The 26,518-nt window shown below is 48.1% G+C and carries 14 protein-coding genes; 10 read left to right on the forward strand and 4 right to left on the reverse strand.

What is annotated here, in order from left to right:
* Window positions 1–70: 70 nt before the first annotated feature.
* From rmuC to recD, 9 genes are all read left to right on the forward strand, one after another.
* Window positions 71–1,627 carry a DNA recombination protein RmuC gene (gene rmuC / locus K5Q99_RS10055; RefSeq protein WP_220776770.1) on the forward strand — a complete coding sequence of 519 codons (1,557 nt, stop codon included), beginning with the start codon at window positions 71–73 and terminating at the stop codon, window positions 1,625–1,627.
* Between the two features lie 146 nt (window positions 1,628–1,773).
* The gene (locus tag K5Q99_RS10060; RefSeq protein ID WP_220776788.1) at window positions 1,774–3,699 is read left to right on the forward strand and encodes a transglycosylase SLT domain-containing protein; all 1,926 of its coding nucleotides are present in this window, start codon (window positions 1,774–1,776) and stop codon (window positions 3,697–3,699) included.
* 239 nt (window positions 3,700–3,938) lie between these two features.
* Window positions 3,939–4,655: an EAL domain-containing protein gene (locus tag K5Q99_RS10065; RefSeq protein WP_220776771.1), complete on the forward strand. Its 717-nt coding sequence runs from the start codon at window positions 3,939–3,941 to the stop codon at window positions 4,653–4,655.
* Between the two features lie 172 nt (window positions 4,656–4,827).
* Complete coding sequence (locus K5Q99_RS10070) at window positions 4,828–5,739, forward strand: AAA family ATPase (RefSeq protein WP_220776772.1); 912 nt, start codon at window positions 4,828–4,830, stop codon at window positions 5,737–5,739.
* A gap of 99 nt (window positions 5,740–5,838) precedes the next feature.
* The gene (locus tag K5Q99_RS10075) at window positions 5,839–6,939 is read left to right on the forward strand and encodes a DUF58 domain-containing protein (RefSeq protein ID WP_220776773.1); all 1,101 of its coding nucleotides are present in this window, start codon (window positions 5,839–5,841) and stop codon (window positions 6,937–6,939) included.
* Window positions 6,936–9,140: a transglutaminase TgpA family protein gene (locus tag K5Q99_RS10080; protein ID WP_220776774.1), complete on the forward strand. Its 2,205-nt coding sequence runs from the start codon at window positions 6,936–6,938 to the stop codon at window positions 9,138–9,140. Before K5Q99_RS10075 ends, K5Q99_RS10080 begins: the two co-directional genes overlap by 4 nt.
* 155 nt (window positions 9,141–9,295) lie before the next feature.
* Entirely contained in the window at window positions 9,296–13,063 is a 3,768-nt protein-coding gene (gene recC, locus K5Q99_RS10085) for an exodeoxyribonuclease V subunit gamma (protein WP_220776775.1), read from the forward strand.
* On the forward strand, window positions 13,060–16,833 hold the full coding sequence (recB, locus tag K5Q99_RS10090; RefSeq protein ID WP_220776776.1) for an exodeoxyribonuclease V subunit beta: 3,774 nt from the start codon (window positions 13,060–13,062) through the stop codon (window positions 16,831–16,833). The genes recC and recB overlap by 4 nt, the downstream gene beginning before the upstream one ends.
* A complete protein-coding gene (gene recD, locus K5Q99_RS10095) occupies window positions 16,830–19,064 on the forward strand; it encodes an exodeoxyribonuclease V subunit alpha (RefSeq protein WP_220776777.1) in 2,235 nt (744 codons plus the stop codon). Before recB ends, recD begins: the two co-directional genes overlap by 4 nt.
* 21 nt (window positions 19,065–19,085) lie before the next feature.
* On the opposite strand, the gene K5Q99_RS10100 is transcribed toward recD, so the two are convergent.
* Complete coding sequence (locus tag K5Q99_RS10100; RefSeq protein WP_220776778.1) at window positions 19,086–19,544, reverse strand: GNAT family N-acetyltransferase; 459 nt, start codon at window positions 19,542–19,544, stop codon at window positions 19,086–19,088.
* 377 nt (window positions 19,545–19,921) lie between these two features.
* Between K5Q99_RS10100 and K5Q99_RS10105 the strand changes: the two genes are divergently transcribed.
* On the forward strand, window positions 19,922–20,935 hold the full coding sequence (locus tag K5Q99_RS10105) for a D-alanine--D-alanine ligase (protein WP_220776779.1): 1,014 nt from the start codon (window positions 19,922–19,924) through the stop codon (window positions 20,933–20,935).
* A gap of 223 nt (window positions 20,936–21,158) precedes the next feature.
* On the opposite strand, the gene K5Q99_RS10110 is transcribed toward K5Q99_RS10105, so the two are convergent.
* The 3 genes from K5Q99_RS10110 to K5Q99_RS10120 form a co-directional block, all read right to left on the reverse strand.
* Entirely contained in the window at window positions 21,159–23,408 is a 2,250-nt protein-coding gene (locus tag K5Q99_RS10110; RefSeq protein WP_220776780.1) for a sensor domain-containing phosphodiesterase, read from the reverse strand.
* Between the two features lie 150 nt (window positions 23,409–23,558).
* Window positions 23,559–24,773: an RsmB/NOP family class I SAM-dependent RNA methyltransferase gene (locus K5Q99_RS10115; RefSeq protein ID WP_220776781.1), complete on the reverse strand. Its 1,215-nt coding sequence runs from the start codon at window positions 24,771–24,773 to the stop codon at window positions 23,559–23,561.
* 145 nt (window positions 24,774–24,918) lie between these two features.
* Entirely contained in the window at window positions 24,919–26,190 is a 1,272-nt protein-coding gene (locus tag K5Q99_RS10120) for a sugar MFS transporter (protein ID WP_106650396.1), read from the reverse strand.
* Between the last annotated feature and the right edge of the window lie 328 nt (window positions 26,191–26,518).

Here is a 26,518-nt window from a genome sequence, read left to right on the forward strand (position 1 = left end):
ATTAAAGGGCTTGAAGCCAGTTGGGGGGCATGCGAACCTAAGCGCCAAAGCTAAAGGAGTGCTATTGATCATGCCATTTTCTCAATCTTTTTCCGTCGCCGAAATCATCGGCCTTCTCGCCATTGCCTTCTTAGGCCTGTTGATCGGTGCTCTGCTCAATCAAAGACTCACCCGCCAACGCTGGCAACTACACAAAGACCAACTTGAGCAAGAAATGCGTCAAGTAAATGAAGATGCGGAATTATCCTTAGCACAACAGCAAATTTTGGTCGATGACAAAGAAGCGCAATTACGTCAATACCAGCAACGCCTTGAGCTCAAAATTGAACAACTGGGCAAAGCCGAGGCCCTAGCCGAACGCGTTCCCACCTTAGAGCAGCAATTAAATGACAGCCAGCGCCGTCAGTTAGAAATTCAATTGGCCCTGTCGAAATCCAATGCCATGCAGCAAACCATTCAAGCCAAGGCCGATGCCCAACAAGAATCACTACAAGATAAAATCGCTAGCTTAGAATCGGCCGAAGTGCGATTAAAGACCCAATTTGAAAACCTCGCCAATCGCATTTTTGAAGAACGTAGCGAAAACTTTAAGCATCAAAATGCCAGCCAACTCGAAGGCGTGCTTGGGCCATTGAAACAACAGCTTGAAGGATTCAGACAACAAATTCGTGAATCCTACACCCACGAACAGTCCGAGCGCAGCGCCCTTAAACATCAACTTGAGCACCTGCGAGATCTCAATCTGAAGATGAGCCAAGATGCAATCAACCTGACCAAAGCGCTTAAAGGTGATAACAAGCAGCAAGGTAACTGGGGTGAAGTGATCCTCGATCGCGTCCTGCAGGAAAGCGGCCTACGCGAAGGCCATGAGTACCATACCCAACAAGAACTCAAGGATGACAATGGTAAGCGCTTTAAGCCGGATGTGATTGTGCATCTGCCAGAAAATAAAGACGTGGTCATCGATGCTAAGATGTCGTTGGTCAGTTATGAGCGCTACTTCAACAGTGAAGATCCGGCACTGCGCCAACAGGCGATTAACGAGCATGTCATTTCAATTCGCAGTCACATTAAAGGCTTAAGTCAAAAGGATTATCAACATCTACATGGGCTTAAGAGTCTCGATTATGTGTTGATGTTTATTCCTATCGAACCGGCATTTTTACTGGCGTTAGAGCATGATCCTAGCCTAGTCAATTTTGCTCTTGAGCAGAATATCATGTTGGTAAGCCCGACGAATTTACTGGTAGCCCTGCGCACCATTAACAACATTTGGCGCTACGAATATCAAAACCAACATGCGCAAACCATTGCTAAGCAAGCGGGTCGAATTTACGACAAGTTATGTGGTTATATTGAAGACATGGAAAAACTCGGCCGCGCCTTAGATAACGCCGAAAAAACCTATCACAGCGCCATGAACAAGCTGTCATCGGGCAAAGGCAATCTAGTGCGTCAAGCCCACTTAATGCAGCAACTCGGGGTCGATACCAGTAAGCAGCTGGATAAAATGCTATTAGAAAAAGCGCTTAATGAAGCCCAAGACGACAACGATACACAGGATGACGCGGAGCAGACGCTGCCGCCAACGCGCGATCCTAAGGACACAGAACTCGAACCCGCATAAATCCAGAATGAGATAGAGAGTTGAGAGACTGAGTTGATTACAAAGTTGAAAAACCTAATTGATTAATAGAGTTAAACACTCACCAATAACCTTGAATCGATACGGACATGTCGATTGATACCTTGATGCCCGGAGGCAAACGCTCCATGTGCAAAGCCGTGATGAATGTGGTTATATCCAGCGCAATATTGCTCGCAGGCGCCTTGAATGCCCCTTCTGCATTCGCGTTAACGCCAACGCAAAAAACTTTCCTTGAGGCCGAAAAAGCCTTAAAGAAACAAGACTATGAAGTCTATAAACCCCTACGAGCAAAATTAGGTAATTATCCGCTCGCGATTTATTTAGACCATGATATCGACATAGGCGATCTCAATGGTTTGCATGGCGCTGCGGCAAAAAATCTGATTGATAAGTATCAAACAACGCCTATGTACAACAGGTTAAGGTCTAAATACTTAAACAATGCAGGAACCCAAAAACGTTGGAATGATTATCTTGCGATAAGTCCCGATGCTCCTACCGACATCCGCCTGCAATGTTATTACTACGAGGCAAAACTCGCCAAGGGCGATGTAAAGACGGCTTACGCGGCGGCGCAATCACTGTGGGTCTTTGGTAGTTCGCGGCCAAAGGAATGTGATCCCCTGTTTAATGCTTGGACCAAAGCAGGTAAACGCACTCAAGATGTGATCTGGGCGCGGATGATGCTGAGTTTTGAAACTGGCGAAACCAGTCTGCTGAGCTTTTTATCCCAGAAAATCACCACCCATAACAACGAAGCAAAGCGTTTAGTCGCTGTCTATAAAGATCCAAACAGCCTACGCCATACCGAAAAGTTTAAGGATAAAAATCCGATTGTGGGTGACATAGTCGCAGCGGGATTAAAACGCCTTGCCCGCAAGGATCTCGACCAAGCCATCAATTTGTGTGAACGGTATCAAAAGGCTAATCGTTTCACACCAGCACAAGCTCAACAGCTGGATAAATACTTGGTTCGCCGCATCTTAATCGAACAAGATGATAGCCATAAAAGCTATGTTGACAATGTGCTTGCCGAGCTAAAAAGTGACGACTTATTTGAACGCCGCTTAAGATGGGCCATTCGCGATCACGACATGCGCAGCATTGCCCGTTACTTGAACTTGCTGCAACCAGAAACCTTAGCTAAGGAACGTTGGCAATATTGGCTCTATCGCACCAACGCCAAAGATGCGCCTGAAAGTGCCACTAAGGCTCTTGCGACAATCAGCAATGAACGTAATTTTTACGGTTTTGCCGCCGCACAATTTTTAAATAAACCCGTCTCGCTGAATCAAAGCCCAGAGCCTATCGTCGACGCCAGCAGCCAAAAATTAACCGATGATCTGGGTTTTGTGCGGGTGCAAGAGCTGATGGCGCTGGACCGTTATTTCGATGCGCGCTATGAATGGATTTCGCTACTAAAACGCAGTGACAATACGATGCGAGCCCGTTACGGCCGTTATGCCCATGAGCAAGGCTGGTATGATTTCGGCGTCGAAGCCAGCATACAAGGTAAGTTGTGGGATGACATTCCCCTGCGTTTCCCGATGGCGCACCAAGAAGGTTTTGAGCACGCCAGTAAAAAGCACAAAGTCAACATAGATGAGATTCGCGCGATCAGCCGCCGCGAGAGCGCGTTTTATCTGTACGCGACCTCAGGCGTGGGTGCCCGCGGCTTAATGCAAATTATGCCAGCAACCGCTAAAGCAACCGCCAAAAAACACGGGGCCAGATATAGCGATCCTAAGGATCTTTATAGCGCCGAGCTTAACCTCAACCTTGGCAGTGCTTACTATGCCCAGTTGTTAAAAGAGTTTAACCAGAACCGTATCCTCGCGACCGCCGCCTACAATGCCGGCCCGTCACGGGTACGTCGCTGGTTAGCAAATTCAGATGGCAAACTCGATGCCATGGGCTTTATCGAAGCCATTCCCTTCACTGAGACCCGTGAATATGTGCAAGCCGTCCTCAGCTATCGATTGATTTATGAGGCGCAGGAGCAAAAAGCGCAGCCATTATTCAGCGAAGCCGAACTGAAGTTTGCTTACTAACTTGCGATATAAAAAGGAACTCGATATTCAGCAGTATCGAGTTCCTACTTTTCAGCATACCCTAAGATAATGCTCATGCTTTAACCGCCTAAAATTCTTAATGATATTCCCTAAATTCAAATAATTAGCAAAGCGAATAATTATTCAGCAATCACGCCGTTTTATCGTAAACTTGTTTGCACTGCAGGGCATTAAATGCGAATAATTAGTATTAATGCATTAAGACTCCCATTAGGCCCATGATTAACCTTAGCTCGTTAACACTTAGCTGCGAATACCAACCCTTTGTCGATCCCCATACGTTAGCCATCGACGGCTATGAAGCCTTAGCGCGTTTTTATCTACCTAATGGCGATGCGGTTGCACCCAATATCGTGTTCGAGCAATTGCATGAATCCACAGAGTTGCTCGCCGCCGTTGAATATCAAGCCAAGGCATTTCAACTCGCTCACGCGCCCAGCCAGCAGCGTATTTTTATCAATGTCGATCCCCACGCAGTCGATGGGCCACATACTGCCAAGCTTATAAAGCTGTTATCGCAAAACCAGCAAATTACGGTCGAGATCATTGAAAATACCTGCATTAGCGATGCTCAACTGGCCAATCAACTATTCAGCCAATTTAAACAAGCGAATATCCAAGTGGCGCTCGATGATATTGGCGCGCCCCACTCCATGCTTTGTGTTGATTTGATGATGAATGTGGATTATCTCAAGTTCGATCGCCATTGGTTAACGCACATCACGCATCCTGAAGGCGTCCAGTTACTCATAGCGCTGATTAACTTTGCCAAACAAACCAATAAACAGTGCATTCTAGAAGGCATAGAAACCGAAACCCAGCTAGCGTTTGCGCGAGATATAGGCGTCGACTTAGTCCAAGGATTTTTATTTAAATCTTGGTTTATTGCCCCAGCCGCAGTCAAACGCTGTGTCTTGCCTAAATCCAAGCGCTAACCTTTGACTTGGTGCCACCAGCACACGCAAGCCTAAACGTCATTCAGTCGAGTAATTGATTTCGCACTAGAAATGCCACTGGATAAGCAGGCGATGATCCGCCATAGTGGTTAAGCTTATCTGCTTTCGCATGCACTTTCAGTTACGCTTTTAAATGTATTAGGAGTCGCCCGTGGCACAATCTGGGATCAGCGAATTACTACAACAACTCGAACAAGTGTTACTGGGCAAACCAAGGCAAATTCGGCTTGCTTTGGCCTGCATTCTCGCCCGCGGCCACCTGTTGATTGAAGATTTACCCGGCATGGGTAAAACCAGTATTTCCCATGGCATAGCCCAAAGCTTGGGCTTGAGTTACCAAAGAATTCAATTTACCAGCGACATGCTGCCCGCTGACATTCTCGGTGTGTCGATTTTTGATAAACATCAAGCGCAATTTATCTTCCATCCAGGGCCGATTTTTAAGCAGATGATCTTGGCCGATGAAATTAACCGCGCCAGCCCTAAGACCCAAAGCGCCTTGCTTGAAGCGATGGCAGAACAACAAATTTCCGTCGATGGCATCACCCACAGATTGCCTAATCCTTTCTTTGTGATCGCAACTCAAAACCCCACCGATCAATCCGGCACGTTTCCACTGCCAGAATCGCAGCTCGACAGGTTTATGATGCGTCTGTCTATTGGTTATCCGAGCCACGACGCCGAACTTGCGATGCTTAAGAGCAATCATAACCACTTAACCTTAGATCAACTGCCCCAATGCCTGACGCCACTGGCCTTAATGCAACTACAAGAACAGTGCGACAAGGTCAGCGCTTCCGATGCCTTACTCAATTACATTCTGGCCTTAGTGAATTTTTCTCGCAGCCAAAGTGACAGCGTGGGTTTATCGCCCCGCGCCACCAAAGCCTTATTGCGAGCCGCTAAGGCATGGGCTTTTTTAGAGGGGCGACATTATTTAGTCCCTGAAGATGTACAAGCGGTCTTTTGCTGCGTGGCGGAGCACAGACTCAGAACCAGTAGCCAATTACAGGGTGAAGCCTTATCCGAGCGAATTCTGGCGAGCGTTAACCCCATCATGTGATGAACCGCTGTCATGAACAATATTGCTAAGGCATGCAGTTAATCGAGCAGTTAACCTAGGCATTAAAGCAAGCCATTCAACCATGGAAGTGATGCAGAAGTGAAACGACTGATACGCCCTACTTTCGTTCCGACTCTAGTACCGATTTGGCAGCGTTGGTTAGCAAGGCGTTTGCCACCGAGTCCTGAAATCACCTTAAGCCATCGCAGCATTTTTATTTTGCCGAGTGTTTTTGGCTTAGTTTGGCTCGGGTTGGTTTTACTCTTATATCTTTTTGGCACTAACTATCAAAATAACTTAGTCATTGGCCTTAGCATCTTACTCCTAAGCCTCTTTAATACCTGTATTCTCTACAGTTACAAAAATCTTGCTGGTCTACATTTACGCGCCATGACGCCGCCCGAAGTCTATGCGGGAGAGACCTTAACCTTTCCGGTCCTCATCAGCACCCATCACAGTGGCCATAATATTCAGCTTAACTATCCGCATAATCGCACTTATACGGTGCAGAACGTCGGCACAGATGAACAGCAAGCGCTCGTGCCCTTCGAATATCATCAGCGGGGCCAAGTGTCACCGGGTCGGCTCAAAATTGAATCCTTCTATCCCTTAGGGCTTTGCCGCGCATGGTCCCATGTGGATTTGGCCATTAGTCACTTAGTCTTTGCCCAGCCGATTGAAGCGCCGCTGCAGCTTGAGGCTGATCATACTCAGTCGGAGCAAGATCCTCTGCTACTGGCGGGTAAACATGTGTCAGGCATTGATGAGTTTAAAGGACTTAAACCCCATGTGCTCGGCGAGTCCCTCAAGCAAGTGGCGTGGAAACAGTGGGCGCAGGGTCGCGGTATGTTGAGTAAAGAATTCCAGCAGCCCCAAGGCGATCCCGTCTGGTTAAGACTCAGACCTGATGCTAAACGGCTCGAAACCCAGTTGAGTCAATTAAGCTGGCAAATCAATAAACTCACGCAACTCGAGCAATATTTTGGCCTACATCTGCAAACACCAATGGGCGAGGATATATTGATCGCGCCCTCTATCGGTCATAACCATAGAATCGCCTGCCATAAGGCCCTTGCCTTGTATCCACAGCTAGCGCCGTCAGCCGTTAATTCGTCATCAGCAGCGGCAAAGCACTCAAATAAAACGGCTAAAACCACCAGCAAGAAACGTCATATCCCGACCTCGAGGGAACAGGCATGACATTAACGGCCAGCAGCACGACACCGCAAATTGGCGATAACATCAGCCGTCAGACTTTATTTTGGTTATTGATCACCAATATCGCCGTACTGAGCCCGCTATTTGATAAGACCACGCCTTGGACCTTAAGCATTTGCGCAATTTGTTTGCTGTGGCGTGTGGGGATTTATGTCGGCAAAGTGGCAAAGCCGCCGCGTTTTTTGGTGACCAGTCTTGCGATCGGCGCCGCAACCACACTGGCACTCGTTTCAAAGGAAATAGGCTTACTCAATGCGCTGGTGAATCTGCTGCTGTTAGGTTATGCCTTAAAATACATTGAAATGCGTAATCAAAGGGATGTGCGCGTTGTCGTCCTCGCGGGCTATTTTATTATCGCGCTGACCTTTATCGACCATCAATCCCTGCTTAATACCGCGCATTTACTCGTGGTAACGCTGATCAATACCTGCGTACTCGTTACTTTGTATCAAGATAAACACTCCCTAAAACACACGGCATGGCTCGGTAGTAAATTTTTACTCCAGAGTGTGCCCCTCGCACTGCTGTTATTTTTAGTGTTACCGCGTTTTGCGCCGCTCTGGTTAGTGCCCAACATGAAAGAAGCGCAAACGGGCTTGTCCGATAGTCTGGCCATTGGTGATATCGGCAAGCTCACCCGTTCGACCGAACTGGCCTTTAGGGCGAGTTTTACCAATGCGGCGCCCATTAATGCTGAGTTATATTGGCGCGCGCTGGTGATGGAAAACTATGACGGTATGACTTGGCGTCAGGAGGAAGGCATTAAAAAGCTGCAAAAAGATGCGCTGCTGTTTCCGCCATCACGGCCAAGCCCAGCTTTGATGCTTAATAATCCAGCTTCGACAGTCACGAGTCCTGACTCTGTGAACTATAACCCTGATTTAACAAAGAGCCCCGCTTCGATAGACAGCGAAGGTCAAGATGCTGCAAAACAAGGCAAGCAAAACAATAAGCCGAGTATTCGTTACCAAGTGATTGCTGAGCCGAGCCACCAGCCGTGGTTATTTGGCCTCGATGTCGCCTACAGCCAAGATGATAGTGTGGTCAATATGCCTGATTATCGGCTGTTAGCACTGCGCAATGTCGATCAGCGAATGAGTTATCAAGTAGAGTCTTGGCCCAAGGCGAAGATGGATCTTAGGCTCTCTGCGCGGCAAAGGCAGATTAACCTCGAACTACCAAGTAACAGTAATCCACGAACTTGGGCGCTGGCCGAGCAATTCAAGACTCAGTATCCCGAGCCTAAGCCACGATTGTGGGCCATGATGCGCCACTTTAATACCGAGCCTTTTTTCTACACTCTCACGCCGCCCCCCCTTGGGCCGCAGCAAGTGGATGATTTTCTATTTGAAAACAAAGCCGGATTTTGTGTGCACTATGCCGCCGCCTTCATTGTTATGGCTCGGGCCACAGGTTTGCCCGCACGTATGGTTACAGGTTATCAGGGCGGCGAATTTAATCCGCAAGCGGGTTACTACAGCGTGTATCAATATATGGCCCACGCATGGGCAGAGGTTTGGCTCGAAGGCGAAGGTTGGGTGCGTTTCGACCCGACCGCTATGGTGGCGCCCGATCGTATCGAACAAGGTTTCGACGCCCAGTTTGATCCCGCGCTAAGTTACCTGCAGGAAAGCCCTTTTAGTAGCTTACGCTTTAAATCCATGCCTTGGCTCAATGAGTTAAGGCAACGTTTTGCCAGCATAGATTATTACTGGAGCGTGTGGGTATTGGGTTTCAATAAAGATAGGCAGAATCAAGTGCTCAGCGGCATCTTAGGCGATGTGACTAACACTAAAATCGCGGTATTTATGGGGCTGTGTATCAGCCTTATCGTGCTCTATATCGCCTACAGTGCGGGGCTGTTACATTTTAGCACTCAGGGCGATCCTATCAGCGCCCGCTATCAACAGATCTGCAATCGCCTCGCCCGCCATGGTATTAAGCGTAATGACAGTGATGGGCCAAACCAATTTGCGCAGCAGATTATCGAGCAATACCAACACAGTTCACCACAGCTTTGTACGCTGATGCACACCTTGACCCAAAGTTATGTGGCGCTGAAGTATCAAGATTTACTGGCTGATGACTATCAAGCGCATTTAACAAAATTTAAAGCGGCGGCGAAGCAACTGAATTGGTTATTGCTCAGGGCAAAGGTGAAAAAGAAGTTCACGCTAGCCTAGCATTGGTAAGCTGAGCATTAGCCGGCCAAGTTTCACCAGTTTAAGGCTCAGTAAACGCCTAAAATTGCGGGTTAATTCCACAGAAGCAGCAATAGTGTTGAATCTTATAAATCAAACACATAGAATTGTTTTACTGTCACCATGCCGAGTTGCACATGCTAAAGTTAATCCAGTCCAATCAGATGGAAGTGCTCTGCGCCCATTTAGCCGCTTACCTGACCCAACCCCTTGCTTTTGCACGTCTACTGAGTAACGAGCATATTCTGGTGCAGAGTCCCGGCATGTCGACTTGGCTACGCCTCGAAATCGCCAAACAGAATGGAATTGCTGCCGCACTGGAATTCCCGCTGCCATCGAGCTTTACCTGGCAGTTGTGCCATGACTTATTGCCCAATGTGCCTAAGGATAACGCCTTCACTAAGGCGGCAATGACGTGGAAGCTGATGCAACTCTTACCGCGCATGTTGCAAAATGACGCCTTTGGGCCGTTGAGACACTATCTAAGTCATCAGCAATCCCGCACAAATGCCGCCGATACAAGTGAACTGCACAACACCCGTGATATGACGGCTGACGATATTAAGCTGTACCAACTCTGTGGCCGTATCGCCGATATATTCGACCAATACTTAGTGTATCGCCCCGATTGGATTTTAGCCTGGGAGCAAAACGAGCATCCCGACTCACTCACCAAGCCGCTGAATGAAGACCAACGCTGGCAACCCATTTTATGGCGCACGCTGATTGCCTTTAACCGTGATGAGCTTAATCAAAGCCATTACCACAGGGCCAATCTGCACAGCGACTTAATTGCCGCGCTGAATAATCCCGACACGTCACTCGCCAAATTACCACAACGCCTATTTGTGTTTGGCATTTCCTCGATGGCGCCGCAAACCCTAGAGGTGCTTTACCATCTGGCAGGCCGTATCGATGTGATCGTGCTGGGCTTAAGTCCGTGTCAGCACTATTGGGGCGACATTGTTGATCCCCGTAATCGTGCCCGCATGGCGGTGCAATATGCAGGTAAACGCCAATTAGCCGAACTGTGGGAAGATAAACTCGAAGTGGGTAATCCGCTGCTTGCCAATAACGGCAAGATGGGCCGTGAATTACTTGATATGCTGCTTGAGCTCCCCGCCGAACACTGCGACTTTGGCGACGATGTGTATTGTGAACCCTGTGACGATCCCAACTCGCCGCACAGTCACGCCAGCATGCTCCACGGGGTGCAATACGATATTTTAGAGATGCAAACCTTAGACAGAGTGCTAGGGCCTGATGCCGAGCTGTATCAGAATGTCGAGAACAGACGCCTGCTTAAGCGCGACGATGAATCTATTCGAGTCAAGAGTTGTCACAGCCCGCTGCGGGAAGTTGAAACCCTGCACGATCACTTGCTGGAGTTACTCAGCAACCATGCCGACCTTACACCCAAAGACATAGTGGTGATGATGCCCGATGTCGCCGCGTACGCGCCCTATATCGATGCCGTCTTCTCGGCGAAGCAAGGTCTGCATTACATTCCCTACGCCATTGCCGACCGAGGCGCAGCGCAGGAATCACCGCTCATCAATAGCTTTTTGAATTTACTCGGGATTAATCAGAGCCGTTTTGGTCTGACCGACATTTTGAGCATACTCGAAGTGACCGCCATTTTGCGCCGTTTCCAGCTCGATGACGATGAATTGCAACTCATCCGCCGCTGGTTAGATGAAGCGGGCGTGCGCTGGGGCCGCGATGAACAAAGCCGCCTTAAGCAAGGTGTGCCAGCATTTGAGCAAAACTCCTGGGCCTTTGGTATTAAAAGGCTGATTTTAGGTTACGCCTTGAGTGACGATGCGCCGCTGTACCAAGATCATCTGATCGTGACTGGTATCGAAGGCCAATCGGCGCAGGCGTTAGGTAAGCTACTCAATTTTATTGAAGTGCTCGATGAAACGGCGCAAATACTCGCCCTGCCGCAAGTGGGCGCCCTGCGTTTAGCGGAATTAACTGAGTTGCTGGATGCTTTTTACGACACAGATGAAGACGAGCGCGAACAGTTACAGGAAATCCGCGATGCCATCGCCGCCCTAGAGCAAGAGTTACTGTCGGCGGGCAAGCCCTTAGATTCAAACTCATTAGATACAAGTATATTCGAGACGCTAGCCCAACAGAGCATAAGCGGACTGAGCCTCAGTATTGAAGTGCTGCAACAATGGTTTAATCAACGCTTAACCGAATCTCGGGTCGGCCAGCGTTATCTTGCGGGGAGCGTGAACTTTTGTACCTTAATGCCGATGCGCTCTATCCCCTTTAAGGTCGTGTGTTTACTCGGCATGAATGATGGGGTGTATCCTAGGGTTCAGCATCCCGTCGGCTTTGATTTAATGGCGCATTTCGGTGCCCGTAAAGGCGATCGTTCCCGCCGTCTCGATGACAGATATTTGTTTTTAGAAGCCTTATTGTCGGCGCGCGAGCAACTGTACATCAGCTATATTGGCCGCAGCGAACGGGATAACTCGGAGCGTATCGCCTCTATGCTCGTCTCTGAACTGATTGAATATTGTCAGCTGTGCTATCTGCCTGAAACGCTATTGGCTCAATCGCAAAACGCTTCAAGCCCCATAGACCCAGAGGAAGCTGAAAAAGCCCTCTATAACGCGATCGTCAGCCACCAGCCGCTGCAACCCTTCGATCCTAAGTTGTATCAGTCCACAGTAAAAAATAGCGACGAAGATGGCTCAAGCATAGGCCAAAGTTACAGCCAGCAATGGTGTCCACCCAATGCGGGCGCTGCGGGCACACATGCGGGCCGCTTTATCGGCGCGCAAACGCGCATCATGCTCGAAGCAGATGAGCAAGGCTCAGTGCCAGAAACAGAGGCACAGCCCGCTTCTGTGCACGAACAACAGCAAAGCAAACAAGTGGATGTGTCAGCCCTGATCCGTTTCTTTCGAAATCCAGCGCAGTACTTCTTCAACCGAACGCTTAAAGTCGATCTTAGCCTCAATATTCAGGCCGATGATAATGACGAGCCCTTTAGCTTGAATGCCCTAGAGCGCTATATGTTGCAGGCCCAGTTACTCGACGATGCCATAGGCCAAGGCCTAACTGAGCCCGATATTGAACTGATTAAACGCCTCAAAGCCAGTGGCACTTTGCCCATGCAGCCCTTCGATGATTTGCTACTGCGCCAATATCAGCATGATATTAAACCTTTGATTGGCAGAACCTTGTTCCTCAAGGGAGAACAAGCCAGCAGTCACGCCGATATTAAACTCGTGTTTGACTTGCCCATTACGGCGGGTAAATCCCAGCAAGTGTTACTGCAAGGTCGTATCGATGACATCAGCCCTAAGGGGTTAGTCAATTATCGCCCTGGTAGCGCACACGGTCGCGATGTGCTGAGGTTGTACCTTCGCCACCTGTGTTTAATGGCAATGGGCCACACACATGCAAGCTATCTACTCGACATGGGGCATTTTCACGCCTTAGCGCCAATCACAGCAGAGCGCGCCCATGCGTTACTGGCCGATTTGTTAGTGTTGTTTTATCAAGGCCAGCAATATCCACTGTGTTTTATGCCGCGCACGTCACTGGCCTACGTCAGCTGCGAGGGTGAGCACGATGAGCGTTTGCAGCAAGCGTTACCTGAATGGCTGGATGAGCAGAGTCAATTAGGAGAAGGGAACGAGCCCCATTATCAGCGCTTATTCAGCTTCCCGCGGGATTTCGCTGAGGATAGCTTTGGCGCATTAGCCGAGCGCATCTATCGCCCTATGGTGAGTTTATATCTCAAAGACACACTGGCTCAGCTTGAGGAGTTTGCGCTGAACGATGGCATGACCCAAGGCCAAACACCCGATGTACAAGCGACTGACACACGAGCGACTACAGCACATTTGAACCGTAATAGCGCACAGGGAGAGCAAGCATGAGTGAACCGATGCAGTTAAACGCAGCAGCGTTACATTCAGTACCACAGGCGCTTGATCCTCTCACTCTGCCCTTTGGCGGTAGTCGTCTGATTGAGGCCAGCGCTGGCACTGGTAAAACCTACACGATTTCAGGTCTTTACTTACGCTTATTGCTTGGTGATGGCATAGCGGCGCCACTGACATGCGAGCAGATTCTCGTGGTTACCTTCACCAATGCAGCCACCGAAGAGCTAAGGGATCGTATTCGCCGGCGTATTCAAATCGCCTTTAAGTGTTTCTTAGGGCTAACGATTGCCGATCCCTTTGTGCAGGCATTGTATGACAACACCCCAGAGAGTGAACGCGCCATTGCCCTTAGGCGATTCGATCTCGCCCTTAAATCCCTCGATGAAGCGGCGATTTTTACCATTCACGGTTTCTGTCAGCGAATTTTATCGGATCTCGCCTTTGAGTCTTCCTTACTGTTCGAATCGGACTTTACCTTAGACGACAGCGAGTTTTTACACCATGCGGTGCGGGATTTTTGGCGTGAGGCCTGTTATCCGCTGCCCGATTACTTAGCACAAATCATTGCCAAGGAATTTGGCGAGCCCGATGGTTTAGTCAAACAGTTGCGACCGCTCCTTGGCGCCAGTCAAGCAAAGCCTTTGAAACCCGCGCTTAAGTTTGATGCCTTAGCCCTATCACTGCGCCAAAGTTTAGAGCGCTTTAAATTAGCTTGGCCACGGGAACGCGATGGCTTATTGGCATTGCTACACAGTTTGCCACTCAATGGCACCCGCTTTGGCAAAGCAACGGATAAATACCCCAAGCTCGCCGCCATGTTCGATGCGCTGGATAACTGGCTCGCCTTCGGTCATGGGTTGCCGCCACTGAAAGAGTTAAAAGCCTTGTCCTTGTCTGAGTTAAAGCTCAACAAGGGCGGCGTGATCCCAAGTGTGAGCGAAGCGCCGCTAATGGATCATATGGAGCAACTCGCCACATTAATTGCCGCCATTAAACCGGCGTTTTTGTATAGTGCGAAACTTGGTATAAGCGAGCGATTTGCCCAGCAAAAGCAGCAAAAAAACGTGCTGACCCCAGATGATTTACTCACGACATTAGCAAGCGCGCTACATGCCAATAATGAAACCTTGCCCAAAGCCGTGGCCACACGTTTCCCCGTCGCGCTTATTGATGAATTCCAAGATACCGATCCGCTGCAATTTGCGATTTTCTCAGGCATCTACCAAGGCAGCTACTCGTTTGAGCAGCAAGGCAAAAACGATACAGAAAATAAGCTCAGCCTGTTGATGATTGGCGATCCTAAGCAAGCCATTTATGCCTTTCGCGGTGCCGATATCCATACCTATATTGAGGCCCGTCATCATACGCAGGCACACTATCATCTGGATACCAACTACCGCTCAAGCGCAAACATGGTCGCTGGGGTTAACCATCTGTTTAGCCAGCATCACGATCCGTTTATCAGTCAGTCGATCCCCTTTGATAGCGTGAAAACGCCCAGCAGTGCTAAAGGGAAAATCCTCACTGAAAAAACCGCCAATCCAGCCGCCTTAAGATTAAGACTCTTAAGCGAAAGCGCAGAAAACGGCCTCAACAAAACCACGGCAAGACACTTGCTCGCCGAAGACGCGGCGGCACAAATTACCCATTTACTGACAGATGCGGCCAATGGCGAATGCCACAGCCCTAAAGGGCCGTTGATCGCTAAAGACATCGCTATCCTAGTGCGGGATCGCAACGAAGCGGCAGTGATGAAAACCGCATTAAGTAAACGCCACATAGGCGCAGTATTTTTAAGTCGCGACAGTGTGTTCGATACCCTTGAAGCGCGGGAAATGGCGTTAATTTTGCGCTCTCTAGCGAACCCAAAAGATGAACGGGCACTGCGCAGCGCCCTAGCCACGGCATTATTAGGTTATAGCGCCGAGCAAATTCATGCCTTTAACCAAGATGAAGAGCACAGACAGCTGTTATTAGAGCAGTTTTTTAACTTGCACCAAGTGTGGCAGAAACGCGGCATCATGCCCGCGCTACTCAGCCTTGCTAATAGCACTAAGTTGATTGACCGTTTACTGCACTCCGCTAGTACGCAAACCGATGCACAGGAGCAAGATGCCACCAACGGCGAGCGCCGTTTGACGGATTTTCGCCACCTTGCTGAGCTATTACAGCAAAAGGCCACCGAGCTTGATGGTATTAGCGCCCTGCTCAATTGGTATGAACAGCAACTGATTGATAACACAGGCACCGATGAACAGCAGCTGCGCCTTGAAAGCGAGCAGAATCTGGTACAAATTGTCACTATCCATAAGAGTAAGGGCCTTGAGTATCCCGTATGTTTTGTGCCCTTTGTCAGCCTAGCCCGCGACAATCGCCGCCGCCCGACGCCTATGCTGTACCACAGAACCAACGACGCTGGTGAGCAAGAACTCGTGTGGGATATCGAAGGCACGGATGACGGTTGGGAGCGCGCCAAGCAAGAAACCTTGGCCGAAGACTTGCGCCTTTTGTATGTAGCGCTCACTCGCCCTGTGTATTTGTGCTATTTGTATATCGCCAATCACAGTCGTCAGCTTAAAAATGGCCTTAAAAGTCAGCTGCATGAAACCGCTATCGGCTATCTGCTCGGCATAGGCGACTCAGAATGTGACTTTGCCCGTATCTGCAATGCTGCGCAGCAGCTCGCTGAAGATGTGGAAGCCATAAGTATTGATAAGGTGCCCGATGACATAGATGAACGGCCATTGCCCTCAAGCCAAGACATAGCACACATACTGAGCGCGAAAACCTTAACCCGCCAATACTGCACGCCGTGGCGAGTTGGCAGTTATTCAGGTCTCGTTAAAAATACTAGCCATGGCAAAGCCGCGCCTGGCGCAGATGATGAAATATTAGGTACGCTTGAATATACGGCGGCGCAAACACTCTCTATTGCTGATGAGGCAAGTCATGATCTGCAGGATGACATGCTCAATCGCTTTAACTTTGAGCGCGGCGCCAATGCCGGTAGCTTTATGCATTTAGTATTAGAAGAGATTGATTTTACACAGGCAGAAATCGACTTACCGCTGCAATTGCCTAAAGCCATGCTGCAATACGGTATCGCGCCCGAGTGGCAAACGGTATTGCACACTTGGTATCTGGATGTGCTGCATGCGCCGCTCGGCTTAGCGTCGCAGGTCACTAGCCATGTAAGCGCCGTCAAACCAGCTCATCCAGAGCTGTGCTTAGCCAAGTTATCGCCACAGGATACCTTAGTCGAAATGGAATTTTATTTACCCTTAAGCGAACTTAAGGATACTGAGCTCAATGCGCTACTGCAGCAGTTTGGCTATGAGTCGACACTTAAGTTTGATGATCTCAAGGGCATGCTCAAGGGCTTTATCGATTTAACCTTTGAATACCAAGGAAAATATTATATCGCCGACTATAAGTCGAATCATTTAGGCGACAACATCAATGCCTATCATCAGAGCGCGTTGCAAAGTGCCATAACCGATCATAGCTACGATTTGCAGTACATCCTCTACTCATTGGCGCTACACAGGTATTTGAGTTTACGCCTGCCAAGTTATGACTACGACAGCCATATCGGCGGTTGTTATTACTTGTTCTTACGGGGAATGTCGGCTCAGTATCCCGGCTACGGTGTTTATTACGACAAGCCGCCGAAGGCACTTATCCTCGCGCTGGATTCACTATTTAATGACAATTTATTTCACAGTAGATTAGCTGGTGCAATCGATACAGGAGTCACGGCATGATGCGCTCAACCCAAGGGCTAAAGGCACATTCACTCACAGCCGCGAAATGGATAGATCATGGCGCAATCCAGCTTAGCGCGCCGCTGCCAGAGCTTTTAAAGCTGTGGGAGCAAGAACGACTGCTTACACCGCTCGATCGGCATTTCGCACTCGAAATGAGCCGCTTGCATCCAAGTGACAGCCAACATCCCTTGTTTATTTTGCTGTGTGCGCTATTAAGCCAGCAATTATCTTCACAGCACAGTTGCCTAGTGCTCGCCCATATCGTGCCGCTTAATCCTATGGCCGAGCAAAATAGCCATTGTAAAATCAGCTTAAGCCTAGAAGCGCTCACCGAGACCTTGCAAACCTTTGATGCCGTCGGTCAAGCGGGCAGTAACAAACCACTTATTTTTGATAATGGCAGACTCTATTTGCAGCGTTATCATCAATTTGAAACCTCAGTGGCCGCTTCGTTAATCTGCCTATCGGGCAGCGTATCTAAACACTCTGAAGAGGTAAGCCACCAAGAGCAAACTCAAACCGCTAAGTTGCGGTCACTGCTAGATCAATTGTTTCCCGCCACTGTCAGCGCTCCCCATTCACTCACTACCAATGTACTCACTACCAGTGTAATCACTAAAAGTGATAGCACACAAAGCACAGCACCCATTGATTGGCAAAAGGTCGCAACGGCCACTGCGCTGGGTAAAAAACTGGCGGTGATCACTGGTGGCCCAGGTACGGGCAAAACCACCACTGTGACTAAGCTTTTGTTATTGCTACAAATGGAATCACAGCAGGAAATTCGTTTAGTCGCGCCAACGGGAAAAGCGGCGGCTCGGTTAAGCGAATCAATCAAAGCCTCAAAAGCGCGTCTGGCGAAGGAACTCAGCGCCCATACTGATGTTGTTGATGAAGCTCGCAATAGAAATAATCAAGACTTTTTAACGGCACTGGGGCGCATTCCAGAGGAAGCATCAACCTTACACAGACTGCTTGGGGTGATTCCCAATTCGCCGCACTTTCGCCACCATCAAGGTAATCCGCTTAGGCTCGACTTATTAATCGTCGACGAAGCCTCTATGGTCGATTTGCCCATGATGTATAAGCTGCTGAGCGCACTGCCTGAGCACGCCAGTTTGATTTTACTCGGCGATCAGGATCAACTCGCCTCGGTTGAAGCCGGCGCTGTGCTCGCCGATATTTGTGCGGGCCTGAAAATACCAGTAGAACCCAATAACCTTGCGCAAAATAACACAGCATCTAACAACTCTGCTCTGTGGCAAATGCGCTATTCCAAGGAGCAAGCTGAGCGTCTGAGCGCGTTAACGGGGTTTGAGTTAACACCCTATATCAGCGACGCGCCTAAACTTGGCGATAGCTTGTGTATGCTGATGCACAGCCACAGATTTAAAGGCGATGCAGGGATTGGACAACTTGCGAGCGCCGTTAATCGCGCGGATCTTCAAGGTATTTTGCAAGTATGGCAACAGGGACCCGCAGAATTAAGCTGGTTAGAACACAGCATGGCTTTAAGCCAAACCCAAGCCAAAGTGAGCGAGCCTGCTAATAATATGGGACTCAATTTACTGCTAGAGCAAGCCTGCCAGCAATATGGTATTTATCTCAGCGCCTTGAATAGCGATGTAAACATTAGCGATGAAAATCATAGTGATTTAAGTAAGCGTCCAAGCACAGCTGAGATCATAGAAAGCTTTAACCAGTACCGCATTTTATGCGCCATGCGCTCAGGCGATTATGGGGTTGAAGGCATCAATCAGTATGTAACTCAAGCATTGGCCAATGCCAAGCTGATTAAACCGCTACAGGAGTTTTATCTGGGTCGGCCGATTATCATCCAAAGCAATGACTATAACTTAGGCCTGTTTAACGGTGATATCGGATTGATTTTGCAGGATGAAGATAAACCCGAACGTTTAATGGCGCACTTCATCAAGGCCGATGGCAGCCTGCTAAAAGTCTTGCCAGCCCGTTTGCCCAGCCATGAAACCTGTTACGCCATGACAGTACACAAAAGCCAAGGCAGCGAATTTAGCCGCGTGGCCTTAGTGCTGCCGCCAAGTCCCAGCTTAGCCCAATGGCAACTGCTGACTAAAGAGTTGGTTTACACCGCCATCACCCGCGCTAAAGTGCACTTTACCTGCTTAGGCACCCAGCACGTATTCGAGCGGGCCAGTAGCCAAGCCACTCAACGCGCATCGGGTCTTGCTGACAGGCTTTGGGATTAAGTTAGGTTGGGTTGGGTTCGTTTAACTCAAGACTAAGCTGTAACGAAAAGAGGTTTTGGTAAACCCTATACTTTCATAGTATTGCTGCGTGGCAATGCGCTGGGTCGATGTAGTGAGTTCGAGTAACTGACAGGCTTCTTGTCTTCCCCGCGCTTTAGCAAAATCAATCAGCTGAGTGCCGATGCCCTGACCTCGCATATAGGCATCCACTACTATCGCCGTAATGCGACAAATACGACTTAAAGCGGGGAAATAATCAAAGAACATCAAGGCCATCACAGCAACAACTTGCGGCTCACACAGCGCATTGAGTTGCTCGTATACCAGTAACTCATCAGTGCGAGAATGGGGATTATCTTGGCACTCGGTTAACGTCTTGGCTAACGCGGCCACAGGTAAAACATAACCTAGCTGCTCAAGTAGCAGTTGAATACTCTGTGCATCGTGTAACTGAGCTAACCGAATGTTTTTATTCATCATACAGATTTTACCCTCGTCATTTACCAAAACTCATTACGATGACTTTCAACCAAGTATTCCCTACAACAATGCCATGTTGAAACGCATCCCGAATGCTAATTTTTTTCGCGGCTATTCATCGCAGCGAATAGTGACTCCACAATTGCAAGACATTGTCAGTTAACCCCACAAAAATCAAAATAAACTCGCCAAATGCACAAGCCCTTATTTGCAATGCGATCAAATGCGTTAAAATTCACCACTTAATAGCCGCCAGTCAGCAAAACCTTGCACTCATAGGGACAAGAAAACTAAGATGACAGCGGTTGTACTATAGGATGATGTTCGTATTGCCACAGGCCGATATCATCCGATTTTGCTCACTTTGAGGAATCACAATGTCTAAGATCAATCTGCTTTTGCTGTGCGGCGGCGGAAGTGCCGAACACGATATTTCATTAATGTCGGCCAACTATTTTGAAACCTCACTGGCAAAATCTGAGCAGTTTTCTGTGTTGCGCGTCGAGCTGGATAAATTCGGCCAGTACCGCACCGCCGCAGGTGACGACTGCGAACTGACCAATAGCCGCGAAATTCGCTTCCGTGATGAAAGCAAAACGCCATGGCCGGTCGATTATGTTATTCCTTGCATTCATGGCTATCCCGGTGAGACCGGCGACATTCAATCCTATTTTAATCTGATCCAACTGCCCTATTTTGGCTGTGAATCCGAAGCGAGCAGCAACTGCTTCAATAAGATCACCGCTAAAATGTGGTTCTCGGCCTTAGGTATTCCGAATACGCCGTATATTTTCCTGAATCAGTTCGATGATGCGGCAATTGAGCAAACCCAAGCAGCATTGGCACAATGGGGATCGATCTTCGTCAAAGCAGCCTCACAGGGTTCTTCTGTCGGTTGTTACAAAGTGGACGACAGCAATAAAGTTGCAGGCGTACTCAAGGATGCGTTTGGCTATGCGCCCTATGTGATCGTTGAAAAAACCATAAAAGCCCGCGAGTTAGAAGTGGCAGTCTACGAGTACAATGGTGAAGTGGTGGCGACAGTGCCAGGTGAAATCATCTGTGATAGCAACACCTTTTACACCTTCGATGAGAAATACGCCAAAAACAGTAAAGCGCGCACCGATGTTGTCGCGCAGCATGTGTCAGCTGAGATCAGCGAACAGATCCGTGCTTATGCAATCAAGGCATTTAAAGGAATGAAGCTGCGTCACTTATCGCGCATCGACTTTTTCTTAACCGCGGACAATGAAATTCTATTGAATGAAATCAATACTTTCCCAGGTTCTACGCCGATTTCTATGTTCCCTAAAATGCTGCAAAATCACGGTCACGATTTTACGCAATACTTGAGCCTAGTGATTAACGGTCAGCTAACCGCTAAATCTTAACATTCATCAAGCTGACTCAGTGTGCACGCCTATACTCAGTGCAACACCCGTTTTCAGTCATAAAAAGAGCGCCGAGGCGCTCTTTTTATTTGTTATTTTTCAATACTATATTCCTCAATATTGGATTATTAACTTACATCTAAACCCAATATATCAATCAGGCTGTCGCAGGTTAAGCCGCCCTCATATTTAGGTCAAACATCAAAGCTCCAATACCAAGAACCTAATGCAGCTCAGCTTGCTTTGCCAACAGCGCAAAGAAAGCGGCTTTTGGCATAGGTTTATAGAAAAGATAGCCTTGAATTTCTTGAATATGATTTGACATTACAAATTTAAGCTGGGACTCCGTTTCTACCCCTTCTGCCGTCACAGTTAAATCTAACGCATGGCTTAACCGCACTATGGCCTCCACCAACGCTTCGTGACGTTTGCCTTCATCTAATCTGTCGATAAAGCTCTTATCGATTTTAATTTGATCGATAGGGAAATTAGCCAAATAGGATAAGGACGAATAGCCAGTGCCAAAGTCGTCCAATGAAATGTTAATCCCCTTAAGCCGCAAACCATTCAGTACATCAATAAGATGTGTATGTTGCTTCATCAGCAAAGACTCAGTGATCTCAAGGGTTAACCTGTCGTAGGGGAAATCTGTTACTTCGAGTTGCTCGGTAATCTCAGCGAAGGAATCCACAAAGGCATCTTGCAGTTCATGGGACCAAAACTCAAAGGTCGACACATTTACCGATAAGTTAATCGGCCAATTATGAGCCTGCATCTCTAAGATGGTTTGCATAGCGCCAAGGCGCACATCTCGACCAATATCAACAATTAAGCCGCTGTTCTCCGCGATAGGAATAAACTCATCGGGGGGAATGAATTGCCCTTCAAGCTGCCAACGAAGTAAAACCTCGGCGCGAACAATCAAACCTGTGGTCGCATTCACTATGGGCTGGTAATAAAGCTCGAAGGTCTGTTGATCGAGTGCCTGCTTGAGTTGATTATGAAGGCTGGCAATGCGCTCGGCATTGAGCTGCATTTGCTCAGTAAAAAAATGATATCGATTACGACCGTTAGCCTTTGAAATATACATGGCCTGATCGGCGCAATTTAACAGCTGCTCGAGATCGAGGGCATCTTCTGGAAAACGGGCAATCCCAATACTTACCGAGCTATATACGCCTTTGCCATCGGCAAGTACATAACGTTTTGCCACATGCTTATTAATTGTTTCAGCAAGTTGCGCCAACTCTTTCTGATTGACTATCCCAGGTAATAGCAAGGCAAACTCATCACCGCCGAGGCGTGCAAACATCATAGTGTCATTGAGACATTCACAAATCTGCCGCACCACTTGCACTAATAATGCATCACCTTTGTCGTGGCCATGGGTGTCGTTAACTTGCTTAAAGTTATCTAAATCCATCAGCATAAAACTAAAGCCGGGCGTCAGGCTGTCGGAGGTAATTAAGGATTGGATCTGTTTAAACAAGGCATTACGGTTAGCAAGCCCAGTTAGCGAGTCATTATTGGCCTGATACTTAATCAGCTGTGCCGCTTTTTTACGTTCGCTAATATCGGAAAATAACCACGCAAAACACGGCTGTAATCCATTAGGCTCTCGAAATGTGCTGACGATAAGGTCAAGGTAAAATTCCTCGCCATTGCCCCTTAAGCCAACCAATTCACCCTGCCACATTTTATCCTGCGCTAAATGCTCAAATAGGCCGACTAACTCATTGGGTTGAGACGCAGACAAAAACATCTTAGGATTAAAGTTTGCTATATCAATATTTTGCGGAAGAACGATGTGTTTAAAAGCGGGGTTAGCATAGAGGACGGAATCATCAGAATTGGAGATAACCAACGCCAAAGGTAAGCGATCAAAAATTTTCACCGCTAAATGCTGAAACTCCATTGCCCGACTGCGCTCAATGGCCAAACTGGCTAATCGTGCCGCCTCTGAAATCAGCTCTAAATCAAGCTCGGTTGGGGACTTTATTGTATCGTAGTACATGGCAAATGTACCGAGCACTTTGCCTTGATTATCTTTGATAGGTTCAGACCAACAAGATTTAAGACCGGCGCGTAATGGCAGTTCTTTATAATTTTCCCAATAAGGATGCGTAGCTATGTCTTCAACAATGATGCGCTTTGCAAAATAAGCCGCGGTGCCGCAGGAGCCGACATTTGGGCCAATCTCTACCCCATTAATTGCTTGGTTGTAACTGTCGGGTAAATGGGGCGCAGCGCCTAACAACAAACGTTTGCCGTCACCGCTGAGCAGTAATATAGATCCACGAGTACCTATCTTTTGCGCTTCGATTTTTAGCACTAAGGCGTGCAAGATTTCATGTAGCGGTGCGCCATTGAGCAGCATAGAGAGAATACTGCTATAGCAAGCTATGCTGACATTATGGGCGAGTTTAACATCAGTATGGTCGAGCAGATCTGGAAGATTAACGCCGTACGCCATAATTCCCTTACAAACAAAGTTGCAATATAAATACTGATTAACAATGTTAAGAATATTTATAACTTATTGGAAATTTTAGGCACTAATATTAACTAAGTAAACCCTGAATGAATGGCATAAAGGGCTTACTTTAGTCTTAACCGCAAGGCTTTACTCTTGAATACGTTCAAGTTTTGCAAGGTAAAAGCCATCAAATCCGCTATCTGCAGGGCTAATACTTTCATCCTCAATTAGGCGGAAATTAGGATTCTCAGCTAAAAACGCATCGACTTGACCGCGGTTTTCACAGGGGAAGATAGAACAGGTCGCATAAACCACTATGCCACCAACCTTCACCATGCGGCTATAACTGCTCAAAATGTGCTTTTGCAGATCCATTAACACGGGTAAACGCTCGACGGTATCACGCCATTTTGCATCGGGATTACGCTTTAATACACCTAACCCCGAGCATGGCACATCGAGTAATACCCGATCGGCGCTGAGCTTTAAGCGTTTAATGGTTTTACTGCTGGCAATCACGCGGGTTTCGACATTGTGCGCCCCATTACGACGGGCACGCTCTTTGAGCTTGTCGAGTTTCCATTGCTCCACATCCATGGCTAACAAGCGCCCTTTGCCCTGCATTTGCGCGGCTATGTGTAATGTTTTTCCACCCGCACCTGCGCAAGCATCGATGACTTTCATACCCGGTTTGGCATCAAGCGCTGCCGCCACGCGCTGAGAGCCCGCATCTTGCTGCTCGAATAAACCATCTTTAAAGCTTTGGGTACGGAACAAGGCAGAATCGGAGGTCACTTCAAGGGCAGAATCAACCCCATCAACGCTCAGCGTGCTCACAAACTCTGCGGCAAGCTTAGCGGCCAATTGATCACGTGTTACTTTAAGGGCATTTGCGCGTAAAAAACGTTTCGGCGCAGTGCTTAACGCGGCACGCTCCTTGTCCCAAGACTCACCTAATTGCTCACGGCCCATCGCATCAAGCCACTCAGGGCAACCGTCCCACAGTACAGGCTTAGTTTTCGCTTGCTCGGTGCGCTCGCTCAAACGCGCCTCATCGACTTGCAGCGAATATTGCATTTTAGGCAGTTCAAGCCCGTGGAATAAATGCCACGCATTAAGCAATTTAGAGCCAAAACGCTCCATCTCATCTGGACTGATTTCCGCCAGATAACAATATAAATTTAAGCGACGTAGGATATCACCCGTCGTTAATGCGATACGCGCCTGTTCGGCGGGTACCAATTGCAACCCAGAAAAATGCTGAGAATAGGCCCGATCTAAGGGTTTCCCTTGGCTCAGCACCATAGTTAAGATACTGATCACTAATTCGTTCGAGCTGGCAGAAAGCGGAGAATTCAACATTTAAAAGGTCACCATGAATGATAAAACCGGAGGATCATAGGAGGTCAGGCCCTAATACGCAAGCACGCTGGCGCTGAGTTAAGGTTAAAGCCATAAAAAAAAGCGATCCAGAGGGATCGCTTTTTAGTTTAACTCTGTTAAACCGTTACATTTTTGAGCCTTTAGCCCCGTAAAACAGGATAAAGCCATAGCAAATCACAGGCAGAATAAACGCGTGCTGTACACCAAGGTTATCCGCTAACATGCCTTGGAATAAAGGTAGAATCGCCCCACCCACAATTGCCAGACACAAAATGCCACTGCCCTGTGAAGTGTGTGGACCTAAATCACGCAGCGCTAAGCTGAAGATCGTTGGGAACATAATCGAGTTAAATAACCCCACCCCAAGGATTGCCCACATAGCAATACTGCCACTGCTTGTCATCGCCACCAGCACAAGTAGCGCTGCAATAAAGGCATTAAAAGCAAGTACTGAGCCAGCGGGCACTTTTTGCATCACCACAGAGCCAATAAAACGTCCCACCATAGCGCCGCCCCAGTAATAGGCGATGTAATGGGCGGCTTCGGCTTCTGGCATGCCCGCAATGTGGCTTTCGCCTAAAAAGTTAACTAAGAAACTACCGATAGACACTTCGGCGCCGACATACACGAAAATACCCACAGCGCCGAGCACTAAGTGCTTGCTTTGTAAGGCACTGGTTTTACCTAGATGGGTTTGGACCTCACCTTGAACACTGTGATCATGCTCACGGATCACAGGTAAATCTAATTTTGCAAAAATCAGCGCTAAGATTGCCAAAGCGCCAGAAAGCAACAGGTATGGCAGTTTAACCACTTCGGCTTCGGCGCTCGCGTTGGCTAAATCGCTGGATACTGAACTGGCAACAGAAAGAATGAGCATAGCACCAAAGAATGGTGCCACAGTTGTACCTAACGCATTGAAAGCTTGCGTTAAATTCAAACGACTCGAGGCAGTTTCGCTACTGCCTAAGGCGTTAACATAGGGGTTGGCTGCCACTTGTAGGATAGTGATGCCCGATGCAAGAACGAATAACGCGCCAAGGAACAGATTGTAGGTCGCTAGCGTGGCCGCTGGATAAAACAGCGCACAGCCAATACTCGCAATCACAAGACCGGTAACTATCCCCTTTTGATAACCCAGTTTTTTGACTAAGTTACCAGCTGGGATCGACACTAAAAAGTAAGCTCCAAAGAAACAAAATTGGATCAACATGGCTTGAGTGTAATTCAGCGAAAACACCGCTTTAAGATGCGGGATCAGAATATCGTTCAAGCAAGTGATAAAACCCCACATAAAAAACAGTGAAGTTAATGAGATCAAGGCAAAACGATAACTGCCCGAGCCATTTTCGCCAGCATTACTGCTGTAACTACCGATATTAATTGATGACGCCATAGTTATTCTCTCTGTATGTTTTTATTATCAGGAACTAATTAAGGTTACATTCCCCAGTATGCCCGTGGGCGGCTTTACGTCGAATAGTGGGCTTGGGTATATACCCAAGCTACCTGAAGATACGAGTTTCAGAGCGCCTAGGGTGCTTCAATTCAAGGCGCATCAATGACAGAATGTCGGCCACCTTTTGAATTGATGCAACACCGAAGTGGAGTGCCCTAGGCGCTCCGTCCCGGCGGGTTTTAACGCACTTTATGCCGTGTTGGTTATTTTTAACTTAGTCCACTAGGTCTGCAAATAACCGCCTTGCCTAAAGTGCGTTAAATTC

The sequence above is a fragment of the Shewanella hafniensis genome (assembly GCF_019655335.1).
Lineage (GTDB): Bacteria > Pseudomonadota > Gammaproteobacteria > Enterobacterales > Shewanellaceae > Shewanella > Shewanella hafniensis.